This window comes from Microbacterium sp. 22179, from assembly GCF_052045715.1.
Lineage (GTDB): Bacteria > Actinomycetota > Actinomycetes > Actinomycetales > Microbacteriaceae > Microbacterium > Microbacterium galbinum.
Genome location: NZ_JBQEPJ010000002.1, coordinates 1 through 18,737, shown reverse-complemented (window position 1 = coordinate 18,737; position 18,737 = coordinate 1). Strand labels below are relative to the sequence as shown.

Annotated in this window: 16 protein-coding genes; 13 read left to right on the top strand and 3 right to left on the bottom strand. The window is 70.0% G+C overall.

Annotation, left to right across the window (positions count from 1 at the left end; translation table 11 throughout):
• The first annotated feature begins 45 nt into the window (after positions 1–45).
• Entirely contained in the window at positions 46–1,086 is a 1,041-nt protein-coding gene (pheS, locus tag ACTJKK_RS05140; RefSeq protein ID WP_440747218.1) for a phenylalanine--tRNA ligase subunit alpha, read from the top strand.
• The gene (pheT, locus tag ACTJKK_RS05135; RefSeq protein WP_440747217.1) at positions 1,086–3,590 is read left to right on the top strand and encodes a phenylalanine--tRNA ligase subunit beta; all 2,505 of its coding nucleotides are present in this window, start codon (positions 1,086–1,088) and stop codon (positions 3,588–3,590) included. The genes pheS and pheT overlap by 1 nt, the downstream gene beginning before the upstream one ends.
• Before the next feature lie 48 nt (positions 3,591–3,638).
• Here pheT and ACTJKK_RS05130 read toward each other — a convergent pair whose 3' ends face one another.
• Complete coding sequence (locus ACTJKK_RS05130) at positions 3,639–4,781, bottom strand: AAA family ATPase (RefSeq protein WP_440747216.1); 1,143 nt, start codon at positions 4,779–4,781, stop codon at positions 3,639–3,641.
• Between the two features lie 84 nt (positions 4,782–4,865).
• On the opposite strand from ACTJKK_RS05130, the gene ACTJKK_RS05125 reads away from it, so the two are divergent.
• The 7 genes from ACTJKK_RS05125 (at position 4,866) to argH (ending at position 12,757) form a co-directional block, all read left to right on the top strand.
• Entirely contained in the window at positions 4,866–5,825 is a 960-nt protein-coding gene (locus ACTJKK_RS05125) for an NAD-dependent epimerase/dehydratase family protein (RefSeq protein WP_440747215.1), read from the top strand.
• 235 nt (positions 5,826–6,060) lie between these two features.
• Positions 6,061–7,125 (top strand): N-acetyl-gamma-glutamyl-phosphate reductase, encoded by a 1,065-nt coding sequence (argC, locus tag ACTJKK_RS05120; protein WP_440747214.1) that lies wholly within the window; start codon positions 6,061–6,063, stop codon positions 7,123–7,125.
• Positions 7,122–8,279, top strand: a complete 1,158-nt coding sequence (gene argJ / locus ACTJKK_RS05115; protein WP_440747213.1) for a bifunctional glutamate N-acetyltransferase/amino-acid acetyltransferase ArgJ — start codon at positions 7,122–7,124, stop codon at positions 8,277–8,279. The genes argC and argJ overlap by 4 nt, the downstream gene beginning before the upstream one ends.
• The gene (gene argB / locus ACTJKK_RS05110) at positions 8,276–9,175 is read left to right on the top strand and encodes an acetylglutamate kinase (RefSeq protein ID WP_247634407.1); all 900 of its coding nucleotides are present in this window, start codon (positions 8,276–8,278) and stop codon (positions 9,173–9,175) included. Before argJ ends, argB begins: the two co-directional genes overlap by 4 nt.
• The gene (locus tag ACTJKK_RS05105) at positions 9,172–10,377 is read left to right on the top strand and encodes an acetylornithine transaminase (protein WP_440747212.1); all 1,206 of its coding nucleotides are present in this window, start codon (positions 9,172–9,174) and stop codon (positions 10,375–10,377) included. The genes argB and ACTJKK_RS05105 overlap by 4 nt, the downstream gene beginning before the upstream one ends.
• Positions 10,374–11,330 (top strand): ornithine carbamoyltransferase, encoded by a 957-nt coding sequence (gene argF / locus ACTJKK_RS05100; RefSeq protein ID WP_440747211.1) that lies wholly within the window; start codon positions 10,374–10,376, stop codon positions 11,328–11,330. Before ACTJKK_RS05105 ends, argF begins: the two co-directional genes overlap by 4 nt.
• Entirely contained in the window at positions 11,327–12,757 is a 1,431-nt protein-coding gene (argH, locus tag ACTJKK_RS05095) for an argininosuccinate lyase (RefSeq protein ID WP_440747210.1), read from the top strand. Before argF ends, argH begins: the two co-directional genes overlap by 4 nt.
• Before the next feature lie 36 nt (positions 12,758–12,793).
• On the opposite strand, the gene ACTJKK_RS05090 is transcribed toward argH, so the two are convergent.
• Positions 12,794–13,387 (bottom strand): DUF1349 domain-containing protein, encoded by a 594-nt coding sequence (locus ACTJKK_RS05090; protein ID WP_440747209.1) that lies wholly within the window; start codon positions 13,385–13,387, stop codon positions 12,794–12,796.
• A 60-nt stretch (positions 13,388–13,447) separates the two neighbouring features.
• Here ACTJKK_RS05090 and ACTJKK_RS05085 point away from each other — a divergent pair, with 60 nt between their 5' ends.
• Genes ACTJKK_RS05085 through ACTJKK_RS05070 form a run of 4 tightly spaced genes read left to right on the top strand, consistent with a single transcriptional unit; the run spans position 13,448 to position 17,044 of the window.
• The gene (locus tag ACTJKK_RS05085) at positions 13,448–14,092 is read left to right on the top strand and encodes a SatD family protein (RefSeq protein WP_247634410.1); all 645 of its coding nucleotides are present in this window, start codon (positions 13,448–13,450) and stop codon (positions 14,090–14,092) included.
• Positions 14,089–14,874, top strand: a complete 786-nt coding sequence (locus ACTJKK_RS05080; RefSeq protein WP_440747208.1) for a hypothetical protein — start codon at positions 14,089–14,091, stop codon at positions 14,872–14,874. Before ACTJKK_RS05085 ends, ACTJKK_RS05080 begins: the two co-directional genes overlap by 4 nt.
• Before the next feature lie 28 nt (positions 14,875–14,902).
• Positions 14,903–16,204, top strand: a complete 1,302-nt coding sequence (tyrS, locus tag ACTJKK_RS05075; RefSeq protein WP_247634412.1) for a tyrosine--tRNA ligase — start codon at positions 14,903–14,905, stop codon at positions 16,202–16,204.
• 45 nt (positions 16,205–16,249) lie between these two features.
• Positions 16,250–17,044: a DUF4184 family protein gene (locus ACTJKK_RS05070; RefSeq protein WP_440747207.1), complete on the top strand. Its 795-nt coding sequence runs from the start codon at positions 16,250–16,252 to the stop codon at positions 17,042–17,044.
• Here the strand turns inward: ACTJKK_RS05070 and ACTJKK_RS05065 are convergent.
• Positions 17,029–18,333 carry a CoA transferase gene (locus ACTJKK_RS05065; RefSeq protein WP_440747206.1) on the bottom strand — a complete coding sequence of 435 codons (1,305 nt, stop codon included), beginning with the start codon at positions 18,331–18,333 and terminating at the stop codon, positions 17,029–17,031. The two genes, ACTJKK_RS05070 and ACTJKK_RS05065, sit on opposite strands and share 16 nt — an antisense overlap.
• Positions 18,334–18,737 lie beyond the last annotated feature (404 nt).

Here is an 18,737-nt window from a genome sequence, read left to right as displayed (position 1 = left end):
GGGGGCGTCCGATCCCGCCACCCCGCGCCGGTAGACTCGTCTCTCGTGTCCGAGACTCCAGAAATCACCCCGGAAGCGGTCGCAGCAGCCGTCGCCGCAGCCCTGGCAGCGATCAACGCAGCGACCGACACCGCCGAGCTCAAGGCGGCCCGTGCCGCCCACGTGGCCGACGGTTCGCCCCTCGCCGTCCTGAACGCCTCGATGCGTCAGGTCGCCCCCGAGAACAAGGCCGCCTTCGGCAAGCTCGTCGGCCAGGGGCGCGGTCAGGTCACGCAGGCGCTCGCCGCCAAGGAGGCCGAGCTCGCTGCCGCCGAGGTCGCGGCGCGCCTCGAAGCCGAACGCATCGACATCACGGCGGTGCCGTCGCGCACGCGCGTCGGTGCGCGGCATCCGCTCTCCCTGCTCCAGGACCAGGTCTGCGACATCTTCGTGGGCATGGGATGGGAGATCGCGGAGGGTCCCGAACTCGAGCACGAGTGGTTCAACTTCGACGCGCTCAACTTCGACGTCGACCACCCCGCCCGGCAGGAGCAGGACACGTTCTACGTCGACCCCGCCTCGCGACACCTCGTCATGCGCACGCACACGAGTCCCGTCCAGGTGCGCTCGATGCTCGACCGCGAGGTGCCGATCTACGTGCTCTGCCCCGGGCGCGTCTACCGAACCGACGAGTTCGATGCGACGCACCTGCCGGTGTTCACCCAGTTCGAGGGTCTCGTGATCGACAAGGGCATCACGATGGCGCACCTCAAGGGCACGCTCGACCACTTCGCGAAGCAGCTGTTCGGTCCCGAGGCCAAGATGCGCTTCCGCACCAACTACTTCCCCTTCACCGAGCCCTCCGCCGAGCTCGATCTGTGGCACCCCACTTTCAAGGGCGGCGCACGGTGGATCGAGTGGGGCGGCTGCGGCATGGTCAACCCGAACGTTCTGCGTGCGGCCGGGATCGATCCCGAGGTGTACAGCGGCTTCGCGTTCGGCATGGGCATCGAGCGGGGACTCATGTTCCGCAGCGATGTGCAGGATATGCGTGACATGGCCGAGGGCGATGTCCGATTCAGCGAGCAGTACGGGATGGTGGTGTGATGCGCGTCCCGCTTTCGTGGTTGCGTGAGTATGTCGATGTGGCAGCGGATGCGTCCCCCGAGGACGTCCTTGCGGCACTGGTGACGGTCGGCTTCGAAGAGGAGGACGTGCACCGCTTCGACATCACGGGTCCCGTCGTCGTCGGACAGGTGGTCTCGCTCGAGGGCGAACCGCAGTCCAACGGCAAGACCATCAACTGGTGCCAGGTCGACGTCGGCGAGGCGAACGGCGGCGTGCGCGGCATCGTCTGCGGCGCCCACAACTTCGTCGCCGGAGACAAGGTCATCGTGACGCTCCCGGGCGCGGTGCTGCCCGGCCCGTTCCCGATCGCGGCCCGCAAGACCTACGGGCACGTGTCGGACGGCATGATCGCCTCGGCGCGGGAGCTCGGGCTCGGTGACGAGCACAACGGCATCCTCGTGCTGTCCGACCTGGGGATCGACGCCCCGGTCGGTACCGACGCGATCGCCCTCCTCGGGCTCGACGACGTCGCGGTCGAGATCAACGTCACGCCCGACCGCGGGTACGCCTTCTCCCTGCGCGGCGTGGCCCGTGAGTACTCGCACGCGACGGGAGCGGAGTTCCGCGACCCGGCCGAGCGGGACTTCGCCGAGCTGCAGCCGGGCACCGGCCATGTCGCGATCGTCGACGATCAGGCGCCCGTGCGCGGACGTGTGGGCGCGAGCGAGTTCGTGACCCGGGTCGTCCGCGGGGTCGACCCGTCCCGCCCGACACCTCCCTGGATGATCGCGCGGCTCTCGCTCGCGGGCATGCGCTCGCTCGGCGTGCTGATCGACATCACGAACTACGTCATGCTCGAACTCGGCCAGCCGCTGCACGGCTACGACCTCGACAAGCTCACGGGCGGCATCACGGTGCGCCGCGCTCGGGCGGGCGAGAAGATGACGACTCTCGACGGCCAGGAGCGCACGCTCCACGTCGAGGATCTGCTCATCACCGACGAATCCGGACCCATCGGCCTCGCCGGCGTCATGGGCGGCGGCACGACCGAGATGAGCGACACGACGACCGATGTCCTCATCGAGGCCGCGTCGTTCGATCCCACCACGATCGCGCGCACCGCACGCCGGCACAAGCTGCCCAGCGAGGCGTCCAAGCGCTTCGAGCGCGGCGTCGACCCGCTCATCCCGTTCGTGGCGGCCCGTCGTGCGGCCGACCTCATGGTCGAGCTGGCCGGCGGCACGCTCACCGACGAGGGGGGCGCGCTCTTCGCCGAGGTCTTCGTCGGCGAGATCGACCTGCCCGCAGGCTTCGTCGAGGGCCTGATCGGCGTCGACTACACCGAGACCGAGATCACCGGCGCCCTCACCACGATCGGTGCGGAGGTGACCGCTGCCGAAGACGGGTGGACCGTCATCCCTCCGACCTGGCGTCCCGATCTGACCGACAAGTGGACGCTCGCCGAAGAGGTCGCCCGTATCCACGGCCTCGACCGCATCCCCTCGGTGCTTCCCACGCCGCCGTCGGGCCGCGGACTCACCGCGCACCAGCAGGGCCGCCGCCGGGTGGCGAACGCCCTGGCGTCCGCGGGCTTCGTCGAGACCCCCGCCTTCCCGTTCACGACCGAGGCGCAGAACGACCTCCACGGATCGGCGACGGGAGAGCACCTGCCCAGCATCCGGCTGGCGAACCCGCTCGACGGCCAGGCGCCGTTCCTGCGACGCTCGCTGGTGCCGGGGTTGCTCCAGACGGCGCACCGCAACATCTCACGCGGACTCACCGACCTCGCGATCTTCGACACGGGTGCGGTGTTCCTGCCCGAAGCCGGGACGACTTACGGCACGGATGAGGTTCCGCCACTCGGGGAGCGCCCCTCGGAGGAGACCCTCGCCGAGCTGAACGCATCGATCCCGCCGCAGAACCGCTTCCTCGCCGCTCTCCTGACCGGGAACGCGACCCCGCGCCAGCCGGGACGTCCGGCCGAGGCGGCCGGGCTCTCGGATGCTCTCGACGCCGTGCGCGTGATCGCGACGGCCGCAGGCGTCGAGATCGACGTCGTGCAGAGCACGCGAGCCGCCCTCCACCCGGGACGCACGGGCGACCTGCGCGTCGCGGATCGGGTCGTCGGCTACGTCGGCGAACTCCACCCCGCTGTCACCGCGGATGCGGATCTCCCTGGGCGAGCGACCGTGCTCGAGGTCGATCTCGATCTCGTGCTCTCCCTCGCGGGCGAGCGCATCGTCGCCGCATCGCTCTCGACCTTCCCCGCCGCGACGCAGGACGTCTCGCTCGCTGTGCCGATCGAGGTTCCGGCCGCGGACGTCGAGGCAGCACTCGCCGAGGGCGCGGGTGCGCTCCTCGAATCAGTGCGCCTGGTCGACGACTACCGCGGCGAGGGCGTTCCTTCGGGTTCGAAGAGCCTGAGTTTCGCCCTGCGTTTCCGCGCCGACGATCGCACTCTCACGGCGGCCGAGGCCAGCGAAGCCAAGCTCGCGGGCGTCGCCGTCGCCGCCGAGCGCTTCGGGGCGGCTCTCCGCGACTGAGTCCCACACGATCCCCTCGCAGGCACTGGCCGTCGCGCAGCGTTCCCGCTAGCGCGACGGCCAGTGCCAGCTCGGACGCTCGAGCGGCAGCTGATCGCGCACACGGGTTCCGTAGCCGTTCGACTCGAGCTCGACGACCGACCCGCCCGCCTCGGCGAGTGCGCGGCGGAGGGGTGCCGAGTGGGTGACGACGATCACCTGCGTCTGGGACGCTGCATGAGCGAGCAATGAGCCGAGAGGATCGATGAGGCTCTCGTGCAGGCTCGACTCGGGCTCGTTGACGACGAGGAGCGGCGGCGGGTCGGCGGGCAGCAGTGCCGCGCACCACAGCAGGTACCTGAGCGTGCCGTCGGAGAGTTCGGCGGCGTCGAGCGGGCGCAGCAACCCGGGTTGCCGCAGCTGCAACCGGAACGAGCCGTCGGTGACGGAGATCTGCACGCGTGATCCCGGGAAGGCGCGGTCGACGGCCTCGTCGAGCGGAGCGCCGCGTCCGGCTTCCGTCGTCGTCGCCCACACGGCGGCGAGGTCGGAGCCGTCGTCGCTCAGCCAGCGCGTGCGCGTTCCGACCTGCGGCTGTCGCGCGGGGGCGGACGCGTCGGTGCGGAAGTGGTCGTAGAAGCGCCAGCTGGCGATCCGGGAGCGCAAGGATGCCGTCTCCCACCGCGCGGTGCCGTCGACGAGGTCGAGCAGCACGCTCTGGCCCGGTCCCATCGGCTGATCCACCGACTCCCAGCCGTCGTCGCCCCGCACCCGCACGCCGCCGCGCTGACGATCGACGAACAGCGTTCCCGGCCGCGCGAACGGGCCGCTGAACAACTGCTCGCGTTTGATCTCCGGGTCGCGCGTGAAGAGGCTGCGCGCGTCGGTCTGCGGCAGGCCCAGGTCGATGAGGTACCCGACCTCGTCGGCGGCGATGCCGAGGCGCACCGAGATCGGTCGGCTGCGCCGTGTGCCCTGGGCTCCTTCACCCTGCGGCGTCTCGGGGCCCGCCCACAGCACGCTATCGAGGCCTCCCTCCCGTGCGACGGCGGCGACCGCGCGGCCGTGGCCGGTCGCCGCGAGCAGGCGCAAGGCGCGGTAGAGGTTCGACTTGCCCGTGCCGTTCGCCCCCGTGATCACGGTGAGCGGATCGAGCGGCACGACGACGTCGACGAGCGAGCGGTAGCCGGAGACGGCGAGGGTCGTGAGCATGGCCCCATCGTGTCAGGCGCATCCGACACTCTGCTCTGAGCGGATGCGCTTCCGTCGGCGCGCCGATCCTGGTGTGCTGGTGTCATGACGAAGGCCCTGATCCTCGGCGGCACCGGATGGCTGTCGAGCCGGATCGCCCGCCGACTCCTCGACGAGGGCGCCGCCGTGACCTGCCTCGCGCGGGGGGCCCGCCCGGTGCCGCCGGGGGCGACGCTCGTGGTCGGGGACCGGACCGGCGCCGATCCGTACGCGGCGCTCGACGGCGAATGGGACCTCGTGGTCGACGTCTCGTCCTCGGCGCTCCAGGTCGCCCGGGCCGTCGACGAGCTCGGAGACCGCGCCGCCCGCTGGACTTTCGTGTCGTCCGTCTCGGTGTACGCCGACGACGAGACGGTGGGCGCCGACGAGAGCGCGCCACGGCATCCGTCCTCCCGCGCGGAGGATGCCGACTACGGTGCGCAGAAGGCGGCGGCGGAGGATGCCGTCGCCGCGCTGGGCGATCGGGCGCTGATCGTGCGACCCGGTCTGATCGTGGGCGAGGGCGACCCGAGCGACCGCTTCGGTTACTGGGCGGCGGCGTTCGCACGGGCGGGGGAGCGACCGGTGCTGGTACCGCCCCTGGCCGGCCGGACCGCGCAGATCGTCGACGTCGACGACCTCGCCGCGTACGTCGCCTCCTCGCGAGCCGTCGGCGCGGTGAACGCGGTCGGCGACAGCATCCCGCTCGCCGACATGCTCGAGATCGTGCGCGGCGCCGCCGGACACACCGGCGGCGTGCGCGAGGCGAGCGAGGAGTGGTTGCGCGCGCGCAGCGTGGAGTACTGGATGGGCGTGCGCTCGTTGCCGCTCTGGTTGCCGGTCGACATGACCGGATTCATGACCCGTCGCAACAAGAGGTTCCTCGCGACGGGGGGCGCGCTGAGCCCGCTCGACGCGACGGCCGCGCGGGTCGTGGCCGACGAGCTCCTGCGCGGTGTGGATCGTCCGCGCCGCGCCGGGCTCAGCCGCGCGGAAGAGGTGGAACTCCTCGCCGAGCTCGAGTGACGCTCGGTGACGTGACGGATTTGCGGATGCCGTCGAGGGCGCGCTATCGTCGCGACATGCCTTCGGCCGCTTCCGCTGTCTCGACGCTCGTCCCGAGCGCCGCTCCGGTGCGCCGACGCCGCGACCGCCGACGTTAGGCGACCCCGCGCTCCTGCCTGCCGATCCCGGCGGACGATGGTCGAGCACCGGTGTCGCCGCCCCGGTCCCCGACAGCCCCGACCGTTAAGGTAGAAGCATGACGTACTCCGTCGCCGTCTCCGGCGCATCCGGCTATGCGGGCGGCGAGATCCTCCGCCTCCTCGCCGCTCACCCCGACATCGAGATCCGCACCGTCACGGCGCACTCGAACGCCGGACAGCCGCTCGTCCAGCATCAGCCCCACCTGCGCTCCCTCGCGCACCTCACCCTGCAGGACACCACGCCCGAGATCCTCGCGGGTCACGACATCGTCGTGCTCGCGCTCCCGCACGGACAGTCCGGGCAGTACACGGATGCGCTGGGCGACGTTCCGCTCGTCATCGACGCCGGTGCCGATCACCGTCTGACGTCGCAGGACGCCTGGGACGCGTTCTACGGAGGCCCCTTCCACGATGCCTGGACCTACGGCGTGCCCGAGCTCCTCGTCGACGGAACGAAGCAGCGCGAGCGCCTGCGCGGTGCCACACGCATCGCTGCTCCCGGCTGCAATGCCTCCACCGTCAGCCTCAGCCTCGCCCCCGGGGTCGCCGCCGGTGTGATCGACCCGGGCGACATCGTCTCGGTGCTCGCGGTCGGCCCCTCCGGTGCGGGCAAGAGCCTGAAGACCAACCTGCTCGCCAGCGAGGTCCTCGGCACCGCGAACCCCTACGCCGTGGGCGGCACCCACCGGCACATCCCCGAGATCCGGCAGGCGCTCGCCGCAGCGGCGCCCGCGAGCACCGGCGCATCGGGCGACGGCATCCGCATCTCGTTCACCCCGGTGATCGTGCCGATGTCGCGGGGGATCCTCGCGACGTCGACCGCGCCGATCGTGCCCGGTGCGTCCGACGTCGACATCCGCGCCGCCTGGCAGAACGCCTACGGTGACGAGACCTTCGTGCAGCTGCTGCCCGAGGGCGTGTTCCCGCGCACCGCCGACGTGCTCGGTGCGAACACCGCGCTGATCGGTCTTGCGATCGACCGTGCGGCGAATCGGGTCACGGTGGTCGCCGCGGTCGACAACCTCGTCAAGGGGACCGCCGGCGCCGCCATCCAGTCCATGAACATCGCGCTCGGCCTCCCCGAGGACCGCGCGCTCTCAGTGAACGGAGTCGCCCCGTGAGCGTCACCGCCCCCGCAGGTTTCGAAGCGGCAGGCGTCGCCGCCGGCCTCAAGTCCACCGGCAAGCCCGATGTCGCCGTCGTCGTCAACCGCGGCCCGCGCAAGGTCGGCGCCGCCGTGTTCACGAGCAACCGCGCCAAGGCGAACCCGATCATCTGGTCGCAGCAGGTGATCGCCGATCGCGTCGTCGAGGCGGTCGTGCTCAACTCCGGTGGCGCGAACTGCTTCACCGGAAGCTTCGGATTCCAGACCACGCACCAGACGGCCGAGAAGGCCGCGGAGCTGCTCGACATCAGCGCGGGTGACGTGCTCGTGTGCTCGACCGGGTTGATCGGCACCGGTGACGAGGTGTTCCGCGCGAAGGTGCTCGCCGGTACCGACCAGGCCATCGCCACGCTGTCCGCCGACGGCGGCGACGCCGCGGCCCAGGCGATCATGACGACCGACACCGTCGCGAAGACGGCGGTCGTGCAGGGCGACGGATGGACGATCGGCGGCATGGCGAAGGGCGCGGGAATGCTCGCTCCCGGACTCGCCACCATGCTGGTCGTGGTGACGACGGATGCCGATCTCGAGCCGCTCGAGGCGGATGCCGCGCTCCGCGCAGCGACCGGCACCACGTTCGACCGGCTCGACTCCGACGGATGCATGTCGACCAACGACCAGGTCACCCTCCTCGCCAACGGGGCGAGCGGGGTGAAGCCCGACCTGGATGCGTTCCGCTCGGCGCTGCGCGAGCTCTGCCAGGAACTGGCGGTCAAGCTGCAGGGCGATGCGGAGGGCGCGAGCCACGACATCACGATCGAGGTGCGCGGCGCGGTGTCCGAGCAGGATGCCGTCGAGGTCGGCCGTTCGGTGGCCCGCAACAATCTCTTCAAGGCGGCGATCTTCGGCAACGACCCCAACTGGGGTCGGGTGCTCGCCGCCATCGGCACGACGTCCGCGCAGTTCGACCCCTACGACGTCGACGTCTGGATGAACGACGTGCGCGTGTGCACCGCAGGCGGTCCGGATCGTCCGCGCGAAGATGTCGACCTGACGCCTCGGGCGACGAACCTCGTCATCGACCTGCGTTCGGGCGAGGCATCCGCCACGATCCTCACGAACGACCTCACCCACGACTACGTGCACGAGAACAGCGCCTACGCCTCATGACCGACATCCAGGACACTCCCGCCGAAGAGGCGGCGCAGAAGGCGACGACGCTCATCGAGTCGCTGCCGTGGCTGAAGAAGTTCCGCGACCAGATCGTCGTGGTCAAGTACGGCGGCAACGCCATGGTGTCGGACGAACTGCAGGACGCCTTCGCGCAGGACATCGCGTATCTGCGCTACGTCGGCGTGCAGCCGGTGGTCGTGCACGGCGGCGGCCCCCAGATCTCCGACATGCTCGGACGCCTCGAGATCCCCAGCGAGTTCAAGGGCGGGTATCGCGTCACCAACACCGAGGCGATCGGCGTGGTGCGCATGGTGCTCACCGGCCAGGTGAACCCGCAGCTGGTCACCAAGATCAACTCCCACGGCCCGATCGCCACGGGGCTCAGCGGTGAGGACGCGGGCCTGTTCGGCGGTCGCCGTCGCGGGGTCATGGTCGACGGTGAAGAGGTCGATCTGGGGCGGGTCGGCGACGTCGTGCAGGTCGATCCGACGGCGGTCATCGATCATCTGGTCGCCGGGCGCATCCCCGTCGTGTCGAGCATCGCGCCCGATCTCGACCACCCGGGGCACTCCCTCAACGTCAACGCCGACGCGGCGGCGGCTGCGCTCGCGATCGCTCTCGGCGCCCGCAAACTCGTGATCCTCACCGACGTGCCGGGACTCTACGCCGACTGGCCGAACCGCGATTCGCTTGTGTCCCATCTGACGTCGACGGCCCTCATCGACATGCTGCCGAGTCTCGAGTCGGGGATGATCCCGAAGATGCGCGCCTGCCTCGACGCGGTCGAGGGCGGAGTGGACGCCGCGGCGATCATCGACGGACGCGTGCCGCACTCGGTGCTCGTCGAACTCTTCACCAGCAAAGGAATCGGAACGGAAGTGGTGGCAGGATGACCATCTGGCAGGACGACGCGCAACGCGACCTCGTACTCAACGCGGGAGCGCGCCTGGCGCTGCTGACGCGTGGCGAGGGCTCCTATCTGTGGGATTCCGAGGGCCGACGCCACCTCGACTTCCTCGCGGGGATCGCCGTGACCTCCCTGGGCCACGCGCACCCGGTGTTCGTCGAAGCGGTCTCTCGCCAGGCCGCGACGCTCGCCCACGTCTCGAACTACTTCGCGACCCCCTCGCAGCTCGCGCTCGCCGCACGCCTCAAGCGTCTGGCGGGGGCCGGGATCGACGGTCGGGTGTTCTTCTCGAACTCCGGCGCCGAGGCGAACGAGGCCGCGTTCAAGCTCGCCCGTCTGCACGGCGGTGCCGAGCGTCCGCGCATCATCGCCCTCGAGAACGGCTTCCATGGCCGCACGATGGGCTCGCTCGCGCTGACCGCGAAAGAGGCGATGCGCGCCCCGTTCGAGCCGATGCCCGGCGGCGTCGAGCACATCCCGGCGACCATCGAGGCGCTCGAAGCCGCGATGGACGATCGCGTCGCGGCGGTCATCGTCGAGCCGATCCAGGGCGAGGCCGGCGTGGTCGAGCTTCCCGAGGGCTACCTCGCCGCCGCCCGCTCGCTGACGCTCGCGCACGGAGCGCTCCTCATCGTCGACGAGATCCAGACCGGTGCCGGGCGCACCGGCGCCTGGTTCGGGTTCAGCCATGAGGGCATCACCCCGGATGCGATCACGCTCGCGAAGGGGATCGGCGGGGGCTTCCCGATCGGGGCGCTCGTGACCTACGGCGCGGCGAGCGATCTGTTCACCCCCGGCTCGCACGGCTCGACCTTCGGTGGGAATCCGCTGGCCACCGCGGTGGCGGATGCCGTGCTCGCCGAGATCGAGGACGCGGGGCTCGTCGAGAACGCCGCCCGACGCGGTGAGGAGTTGCGCGAGACGATCCTCGGATTGGAATCGCCGCTGGTCTCGGGTGTGCGCGGTCGCGGTCTGCTGATCGGCGTCGCCCTCGCCGAGCCGGTCGCGGGTGCGGTGGTCGCTGCGGCGCAGGAGCGCGGCCTCATCGTCAACGCGGCCAATCCCGACACGGTGCGCATCGCGCCCGCCCTCACGATCGGCGACGCCGAGATCTCCGAGTTCCGCGAGCTGTTCGCGGCCACGCTCTCCGACGTCTTCGCGACGCTCCCCGGAAAGGTATCCGCATGACCCGCCATCTGCTGCGCGACGATGACCTCACGCCCGCCGAACAGGCCGAGATCCTCGATCTCGCGATCGAGTTGAAGAAGGATCGGTGGGCCGACAAGAGCCTCGCCGGACCCCAGACGGTCGCGGTGATCTTCGACAAGTCGTCGACCCGCACCCGTGTCTCCTTCGCGGTCGGGATCGCCGACCTCGGCGGATCGCCCCTCATCATCTCGACCGCGAGCAGCCAGCTCGGCGGCAAGGAGACTCCCTCGGACACCGCGCGGGTTCTCGAGCGCCAGGTCGCCGCGATCGTGTGGCGCACCTACGCGCAGTCGGGACTCGAAGAGATGTCGGCGGGCACCCGAGTGCCCGTGATCAACGCGCTGTCCGACGATTTCCACCCCTGTCAGCTGCTCGCCGATCTGCTCACGATCCGTGAGCACAAGGGCGAGCTCGCGGGGCTCACGCTGACGTTCTTCGGCGATGGGCAGAGCAACATGGCGCACTCCTATGCACTCGCCGGCGTCACGGCGGGCATGCACGTGCGCATCGCCTCTCCCGCGGACTACTCGCCACGGGCGGACGTCGTGGAGGCGGCCGACCGTCGAGCGGCCGACACAGGTGGGTCCATCACGCTGTACACCGATCCGGTCGAGGCTGCGGCCGGCGCCGACGTCGTCGTCACCGACACGTGGGTGTCGATGGGCAAGGAAGAGGAGAAGATCGCGCGCATCCGTGATCTCGGCGGCTACAAGGTGACGCCCGAGACGATGACGCTCGCCGACTCGGAGGCGATCTTCATCCACTGTCTTCCCGCCGATCGCGGATATGAGGTCGACTCCGAGGTCATCGACGGCCCGAAGAGCGTGGTGTGGGACGAGGCCGAGAACCGCCTGCACGCGCAGAAGGCGCTGCTGGTGTGGCTGCTGCGTAAGAACGGCTCGGCATCGGCCCTCGCCGGAGCATCCGCATGAGCGGCGCGAAGAGCGACGGCACGAACGAGGGCGCTCTCTGGGGTGCCCGGTTCGCGACCGGTCCGTCACCCGAGCTCGTGGAGCTGAGCCGGTCGACGCATTTCGACTGGATCCTGGCCCCGTACGACATCGCGGGTTCGCATGCCCACGCCACGGCCCTCGAGGCGGCGGGCTATCTGGAGCCGGAGGAGGCGGTGCGCATGCACGCGGGCCTCGACGCGGTCGCGCGCAAGGTCGCCGACGGCACGCTGCTCCCGGCGCCGACTGATGAGGACGTCCATGGCGCGCTCGAGCAGGCGCTGATCGCCGAGCTCGGCCCGGAGCTGGGCGGACGCCTGCGCGCCGGCCGCAGTCGCAACGATCAGATCGCGACGCTCGTGCGCATGTACCTCATCGACCACGCGGCGGTGATCGCCCGTGACATCCTGCGGGTGATCGACGCGCTCGTGGCGCAGGCCGAGGCGCACCCCGAGGCGATCCTGCCGGGGCGTACGCATCTCCAGCACGCACAGCCCGTGCTGTTGGCTCATCACCTGCAGGCCCATGGCTGGCCGCTGGTTCGCGAGCTCGAGCGCTTGGTCGACTGGCGTCGACGGGCCGGCGTCTCGCCGTACGGCGGGGGAGCACTCGCGGGTTCCACGCTCGGTCTCGATCCGTCGCTCGTCGCCTCGGAGCTGGGGCTCGATCGTCCGGCCGAGAACTCACTCGACGGTACGGCCGCGCGCGACGTGGTCGCCGAGTTCGCCTTCGTGACCGCGATGATCGGTGTCGACGTCTCGCGCCTGTCGGAGGAGATCATCCTCTGGAACACGCGCGAGTTCGGCTTCGTGACCCTCGACGACGGCTACTCGACAGGGTCGAGCATCATGCCGCAGAAGAAGAACCCCGACATCGCCGAGCTCGCGCGGGGCAAGTCGGGGCGCCTCATCGGAAATCTCTCGGGGCTTCTCGCGACGCTCAAGGGACTGCCGTTGGCCTACAACCGCGATCTGCAGGAGGACAAGGAGCCGGTCTTCGACTCGGTTCGCACCCTCGAGGTCGTGCTTCCCGCTTTCGCCGGCATGATCGCCACGTTGCGTTTCGACACGGATCGGATGGCGGCTCTCGCACCGCAGGGCTTCTCGCTCGCGACGGATGTCGCGGAGTGGCTCGTGAAGCGGCGGGTGCCGTTCCGCGACGCGCACGAGATCTCGGGTGCGCTGGTGCGCGCCTGCGAGGAGCAGGGGATCGGTCTCGAGGACGCGTCCGACGCGCTGCTCGCCGGTGTCTCCTCGCATCTGACCCCGGAGGTGCGCGAGGTCCTCACGATCGAGGGCTCCGTCGCCTCGCGCACGGGGATCGGTGGAACCGCTCCGGTGCGCGTGGCCGAGCAGCGCGCCGAACTCGTCGCCCGCGCACAGGCCGCCGCGCACGCGCTCGGTATCTGAGCCGGGCTCCGGCCTCGGTGGGCCGGAGCCCGGTGCTCAGTGCAGGTCGGTGTCGGCGGGTGTCCGCGTCCATCGGGAGAACCGCACGGCGAGTCCGCTGCGCGTCGGCCCGGCGAGGAACGGCCCGGCGGATGCCGCGGCGTCGCCGTCGAACGGGGCGACCCGCACGAGTCGCCACGGGCCGTCGGCCGCGCGGGCACGCACGATCAGGGCATCCGCCCACCGGCTCACGCGCACCGTGACCTCGGTGTCGAGCCAGTCGTCGACGTACCCGACGGACCAGTCGGAGCGGATGGCGGTGACGACGGCGCCGAGGCCGAGGTGCCCGTCGGCGTACTCGAGGCCGGCTTTCATCCAGTGCTCGTCGTCGATGCGCACGAACACGCCGGCTTGATCGAACTCTCCGGTCCAGGGCGCGTCGAAGGTGACCTCCATGGCTTCGCCGACGGCGAGCGGGGCGAGGAGCGCGTGCTCGGTGTCGTGGACGAATCCGTAGGCGGTGTGCCGCCAGGCATCGCTTCCTTCGACGGCGGTGGCGATGAGCTCTTGTCTGCTCTCGGTCGAGAGGGGAGGATGGGTCCAGGTTCCGGCGCTCCACGGGACGTTCTGCACGTTCTGCGATTCAGGCATATCTCGAGAATATAGCCCATAAAGGCATAACTCAAGAATATGCGTGGTACGGTTATACACATGGTCATCGCCGTGATCGCCGACATCGTCGGCTCCCGTTCGCTGAGCGACCGCGGGGTCGCCCAGCGTCGACTCGACGACGCGATCGCTCAGGCCGAGCGCGATCGCCCGCTGGCGCTGCAGCCCCTCACCCCGACAGTGGGCGACGAGCAGCAGGCCGTCTATGGCGATCTCGAGGGGGCGATGACGTCGCTCCTGATGATCCATCTCGCGCTTCCCGACGGCATCGGGTTGCGGTTCGGGCTCGGTGTGGGTGAGGTCCGCCGCGTGGATTCCGCGCACGGAGCGCTTCCCGACGGGCCGGGATGGTGGGCTGCACGTGAGGCGATCGACCTCGCCCACGAGCGCGAACGACGAGCGGTCCCGCGCTCGCGCACGTGGATTGTCGGTGCCCCCGGTCAGAATGAGGTCATGGAGTCGACGATCGCGGTATCGAACGCCTACCTCCTCGTCCGTGACGAGCTGGTGGGAGCGATGAGCGAGCGGGAGCGACGGCTGACCTACGGTCGCGTGGTGGGCCGCTCCCAGCAAGAACTCGCCGAGATCGAGGGCGTGACCCAACCCAGCGTCTCCAAGTCGCTGCGTCGGGCCGGAGCCCAGGCGCTCATCGACGGCCTGGCGACGCTGCGCGGTGACATCGCATGATCCTCGCCGGCTTCCTCCTTCTCGCGGTCGGTGCCGTCGACCTCGTGCGGCAGTTCGCCGCGCGCCGCTGGATCGGTTATCTGGTGGTCGCGGTGCTGCTCCTCGTGCTCGGCAGCGTCGGCGATGCGCTGCTCCCGATGCTGGCTGCGCTCGTGGTCGGTGGCCTCTGGGTGTGGTGCATGCCCGACGACCATCCATCACCCGCCGGGTTCTGGCCGGCCGTGCTGCTCGGCATCGTCAGCGTCGGCGCTGTGGTCACTCTCCCCGAGCGCTCGGGCGCGGGCCTGATCGGCGAGGTGTGGCGCCTCGATTCGCCGGTCGGCGCGATCTCCTTCGATCTCGCCGTCCTGGTGGTCGGTGCGGCGGCGTTTCTTCTCGAATCCGCGAACCTCGTGGTGCGCGCGGCTCTCGACGGCGAACACACCTGGCGCCCGGTCGAGCGCCGAGAGCTCGAGCCGACCCCCGCCGATGCGGAGCGGGCCGACGGCGAGTCATCGGCATCCGCATCCGAACCGACGGCGGCGATCGATCGGCGTAGTGCATTCCAGGGCGGGCGATTGATCGGCCCCCTCGAGCGGATCCTGGTGCTCATGCTGACGCTCGCTGCGGCGTACCCGCTCCTGGCGGCGATGCTCGCGGCCAAGGGCATCGTGCGATTCCCCGAGATCTCGCGCGGACGCGAGACCGGTGCGCGGGCCGAGTACTTCCTGGTCGGCAGCCTCGTCAGCTGGGTGATCGCCCTCGGCGCGGCGTTCCTCGTCTGGTGGTCGGCGAACGGGTGAGGCATCCGGCGCTGATAGCCTGGAAAGCGTGTCTGATCCCGCTCTGACGACTGCGACGCCGGCGATCGACCCCACGTTCGAGAACGTGTGGGACGAACTCGTGTGGCGTGGCCTCGTCCACGTGTCCACCGACCAGGAGGCGCTGCGCGCCCTGCTCGCGGGAGACCCCATCACGTATTACTGCGGGTTCGATCCCACGGCACCCAGCCTGCACCTGGGCAACCTCGTGCAGCTGCTGACGCTGCGCCGCATCCAGCTCGCCGGTCACAAGCCGCTGGGGCTCGTCGGAGGGTCGACGGGGCTGATCGGCGATCCGCGGCCGACGGCCGAACGCACACTGAACACGCGTGAGACGGTGGCCGAGTGGGTCGATCGTCTGCGTGCTCAGGTCGAGCGCTACCTCAGTTTCGAGGGCGACAACGCCGCTCGGATCGTCAACAACCTCGACTGGACGGCGCCGCTCTCGGCGATCGACTTCCTGCGCGAGGTCGGTAAGCACTTCCGTGTGGGCACGATGCTCAAGAAGGACGCGGTCGCAGCCCGCCTCAACTCCGACGAGGGCATCAGCTACACCGAGTTCAGCTACCAGATCCTCCAGGGCATGGACTTCCTCGAGCTCTACCGCCAGTACGACTGCGTGCTGCAGACCGGCGGTTCCGATCAGTGGGGCAACCTCACCAGCGGCACGGATCTCATCCGGCGCTCCGAGGGGGCGTCGGCGCACGCGATCGGCACCCCGCTGATCACGAACAGCGACGGCACCAAGTTCGGCAAGAGCGAAGGCAATGCGATCTGGCTGGATGCATCGATGTGCAGCCCGTACCGCATGTACCAGTTCTGGCTGAGCACCGCGGATGCCGATGTGATCGAGCGTCTGAAGGTCTTCACCTTCCTCTCGCGCGCCGAGATCGAGGAGTACGCGGCGCTCGTCGAGTCCGAACCGTTCCGTCGCGCCGCGCAGAAGCGCCTCGCGCTCGAGGTGTGCGCGACCGTGCACGGCGTCGAGGCGACGGCGGCGGTGATCGCGGCATCTGACGCGCTGTTCGGTCAGGGTGACCTGACCGCACTCGATGCGGCCACGCTGCGGACCGCGCTCGAGGAGCTCCCGAATACGACCGTCGCGCTGGGCTCGCCAGTGGTCGAGGCACTCGTCTCGACCGGTCTGGTGTCGAGTCTCTCCGAGGCGCGGCGTGCGATCGCCCAGGGCGGCGTCTCGATCGACGGCGCGCGCGTCGAAGACGAGAACGACACGGTGCGTGGTGGTCTCCCCGGTGGGGTCTCCGTGCTCCGTCGCGGTAAGAAGACCCTGGCCGGCGTGTTCATCGCCTGACGGTTCCGTGCCGTCGCGCCTCGGCGCCGACACCGAGGAGGACGGATGCCGTTCACACCCAGCCACGCGCTGGTCGCACTTCCGTTCGTCCGGACGCCGCTCGTGCCGGCGGCGATCGCGATCGGGGCGATGACCCCCGACCTTCCGCTGTTCCTCCGCGGCGTGGGACTGAACTACGAGTTCACCCACACCGCGGGGAACGTGGTCTGGACCGCGCTCCTCGCGTTCGTGCTCTTCCTCGTGTGGCGCGTCGTGCTGCGTCCGGCCGTGCCGGAGCTCGTTCCGGCATGGGTCGCGCGGCGGCTTCCCGAGGGGTGGAATCGCTCGGCGTTCGCGGCGGCGGGGGAGGCCGTGGGAGTCGGTGGGCGTCGGGCATACCCGGTGCTGCTCGCCGCGTCGCTAATCCTCGGAGTGATCTCGCACATCCTCTGGGACCTCTTCACGCACGAAGGGCGTACCGGCGTCGAGCTGGTCCCGGCGCTCGACGAGATGTGGGGCCCGCTACCGGGTTACAAGTGGCTGCAGCACGGATCGAGCGTGATCGGGCTGGCGATCATCGGCATCTGGGCGCTGGTCTGGGTGCGGCGTCGGTCGCCTCGACCCACCCTGGATCGCCGCGTGCCGCAGGGTGTGCGCGTCGCCTGGTGGGTGTCGCTCCCCGTCGTCCTGATCGGATCGTGGATCGTGGGACTGTTGATCTGGGGTCCACTCGACGCGGAGTTCACCGCGCAGCACCTCGCCTACCGGGTGCTGCCTCCGGCCTGCGCGATCTGGGGAGCGGCCACGATCCTGCTGTGCCTCGTACTCGCGATGCGCCGCTCACGTCACCAGCGCGGCTGATCCCGTCCCCAGGGCCGCGGGGCTGCGAAGTCGAATCCCGGAATCACCGAGCCGACGGTCACGATGCTCCGCCCGCCGACGGAGAACCGCGTCGTATGGCCTGAGCCGTCGATCGTTCGCTCGGCGGCGAGGACATCGTGTCGGGGCAGCCCGAGCAGTTCGGCGGCGATCCGTCGCAGCGAGGTCGAGATGATCCAGCTTCCGCCCTCGAGCTCGCGCCGACGGAGAGCGACGCAGACGGCGGCGGCCAACAGGTATCCCGCGCTGTGGTCGAGCGCCTGAGCAGGGAGCGCGCCGGGCGCACGCCCATCCCGTGACTCGATCCAGGAGATGCCGGACTCTGCCTGCACCAGACTGTCGAATCCCGCCCGGTCCGGATGCTCGCCGCCCCAGGCGCTCAGTTGGGCGATCACCAGGTGCGGATGCCGACGCGCGAGCGCGTCCGGATCGAGCCCGAGGCGCGCGATGCTCGACGGACGGTATCCGAGCACGACGGCATCCGCGGACGACAGCAGCTCCTCCATCTGCGGGGAACGGGCATCGAGGAGAGCCGTTCGCTTCCCGTGACCGGTATCGAGGTGCTGCCACTCCGGTTCGGGCAGATGCGGAGGATCGATGCGCAGCACGTCGGCACCGAGGAGGGCGAGCGTGCGCGTGCACACCGGTCCGGCGATGACGCGTGTGAGATCGAGCACCCGGTACCCCGCGAGCGGAGCGTCGGGTGACCGGGGTCTCGACAGGTCTGCGAGCGACGGGCGGGTGCCGTCACGCGATACCTCGACGAGTGCTGTCGTGCGCAGAGCACGATCGACCGCGGGACGTTCATGCTCCACGACGACGGCGAGCCCACCCGCAGAAGCGATCTCACGGGCGGCGTCGACGGCGGTGATACGGGCGAGAGCGGCCGCCACGTCCGTGGCGTCACCGTTCGGCGCGACGCCGAGGCCGCGACGCAGGGCTGCCGCGTGATGCGGGTAGTTCCCGTGGGTGCGGAGCCAACCGTCACCAGTTGACCAGAACCCGGAGAACGGCGACCAGACCGGGGGAGAGGAGCCGTCGATCGTGAGGAAGCGATCGCTCCGATACGCCACGGCGATGCGCTCGAGGCCGATCGTCCGGAGGTCGCGTCCCGCGACGGCGCTGATCGCCGCGACGCTGGAGCGGGCGAGTTCGTCCGTCGCGAGCCGAGAGGGGAGGGGGACGGTGCCCCGCGGTTCGGGGGCATCGACGTCCACCGGGGGAGTGATCGCCAGATCCTCGAAGACGCGTCGCAGCAGTGAGGTGGGCATGCGCCGAGCGTAGCCCCGGCGCGTCGCGGGCGGGAAAACGCCTGTGACCGGGACGAAGGCGATCCGGGAGCCCCTGCGACACGCCCGAGCGGTGCGCCCCGATTTGCCAGAACCCCGGAATCCCCGTAACTTATTACTTGTTCGCCCCACAGGGAAGCGGAGAAAGCCTAGAGCTTCACCCCCCTCAAGCGGAGAACGACTCCCGATCCACTCTCACTTGAGAGAACAGGCGCTTGCGTCTAGGATGGGAAACTCACCTCTTCTACAGCTTGTCTGGCTGTGCAGCGGATCACTGATCTGCTCGACACGCCGACTTGACAAGCCGGATGAGATGGGTAAGATAGAGAAGTTGCCCTTCGGGCCTGGTTGTGATGACTGGGTCGTGGGAGCATCCGATCCTTGAG

Excerpts from the sequence above, each read along its gene's own strand:
- ACTJKK_RS05065 (WP_440747206.1), bottom strand. The coding sequence starts at position 18,333 with ATGCCCACCTCACTGCTGCGACGCGTCTTCGAGGATCTGGCGATCACT.
- argC (WP_440747214.1), top strand. The coding sequence starts at position 6,061 with ATGACGTACTCCGTCGCCGTCTCCGGCGCATCCGGCTATGCGGGCGGC.
- pheT (WP_440747217.1), top strand. The coding sequence starts at position 1,086 with ATGCGCGTCCCGCTTTCGTGGTTGCGTGAGTATGTCGATGTGGCAGCG.
- argF (WP_440747211.1), top strand. The coding sequence starts at position 10,374 with ATGACCCGCCATCTGCTGCGCGACGATGACCTCACGCCCGCCGAACAG.
- ACTJKK_RS05085 (WP_247634410.1), top strand. The coding sequence starts at position 13,448 with ATGGTCATCGCCGTGATCGCCGACATCGTCGGCTCCCGTTCGCTGAGC.
- ACTJKK_RS05125 (WP_440747215.1), top strand. The coding sequence starts at position 4,866 with ATGACGAAGGCCCTGATCCTCGGCGGCACCGGATGGCTGTCGAGCCGG.
- ACTJKK_RS05090 (WP_440747209.1), bottom strand. The coding sequence starts at position 13,387 with ATGCCTGAATCGCAGAACGTGCAGAACGTCCCGTGGAGCGCCGGAACC.
- ACTJKK_RS05105 (WP_440747212.1), top strand. The coding sequence starts at position 9,172 with ATGACCATCTGGCAGGACGACGCGCAACGCGACCTCGTACTCAACGCG.
- ACTJKK_RS05080 (WP_440747208.1), top strand. The coding sequence starts at position 14,089 with ATGATCCTCGCCGGCTTCCTCCTTCTCGCGGTCGGTGCCGTCGACCTC.
- argB (WP_247634407.1), top strand. The coding sequence starts at position 8,276 with ATGACCGACATCCAGGACACTCCCGCCGAAGAGGCGGCGCAGAAGGCG.
- ACTJKK_RS05070 (WP_440747207.1), top strand. The coding sequence starts at position 16,250 with ATGCCGTTCACACCCAGCCACGCGCTGGTCGCACTTCCGTTCGTCCGG.
- ACTJKK_RS05130 (WP_440747216.1), bottom strand. The coding sequence starts at position 4,781 with ATGCTCACGACCCTCGCCGTCTCCGGCTACCGCTCGCTCGTCGACGTC.
- argH (WP_440747210.1), top strand. The coding sequence starts at position 11,327 with ATGAGCGGCGCGAAGAGCGACGGCACGAACGAGGGCGCTCTCTGGGGT.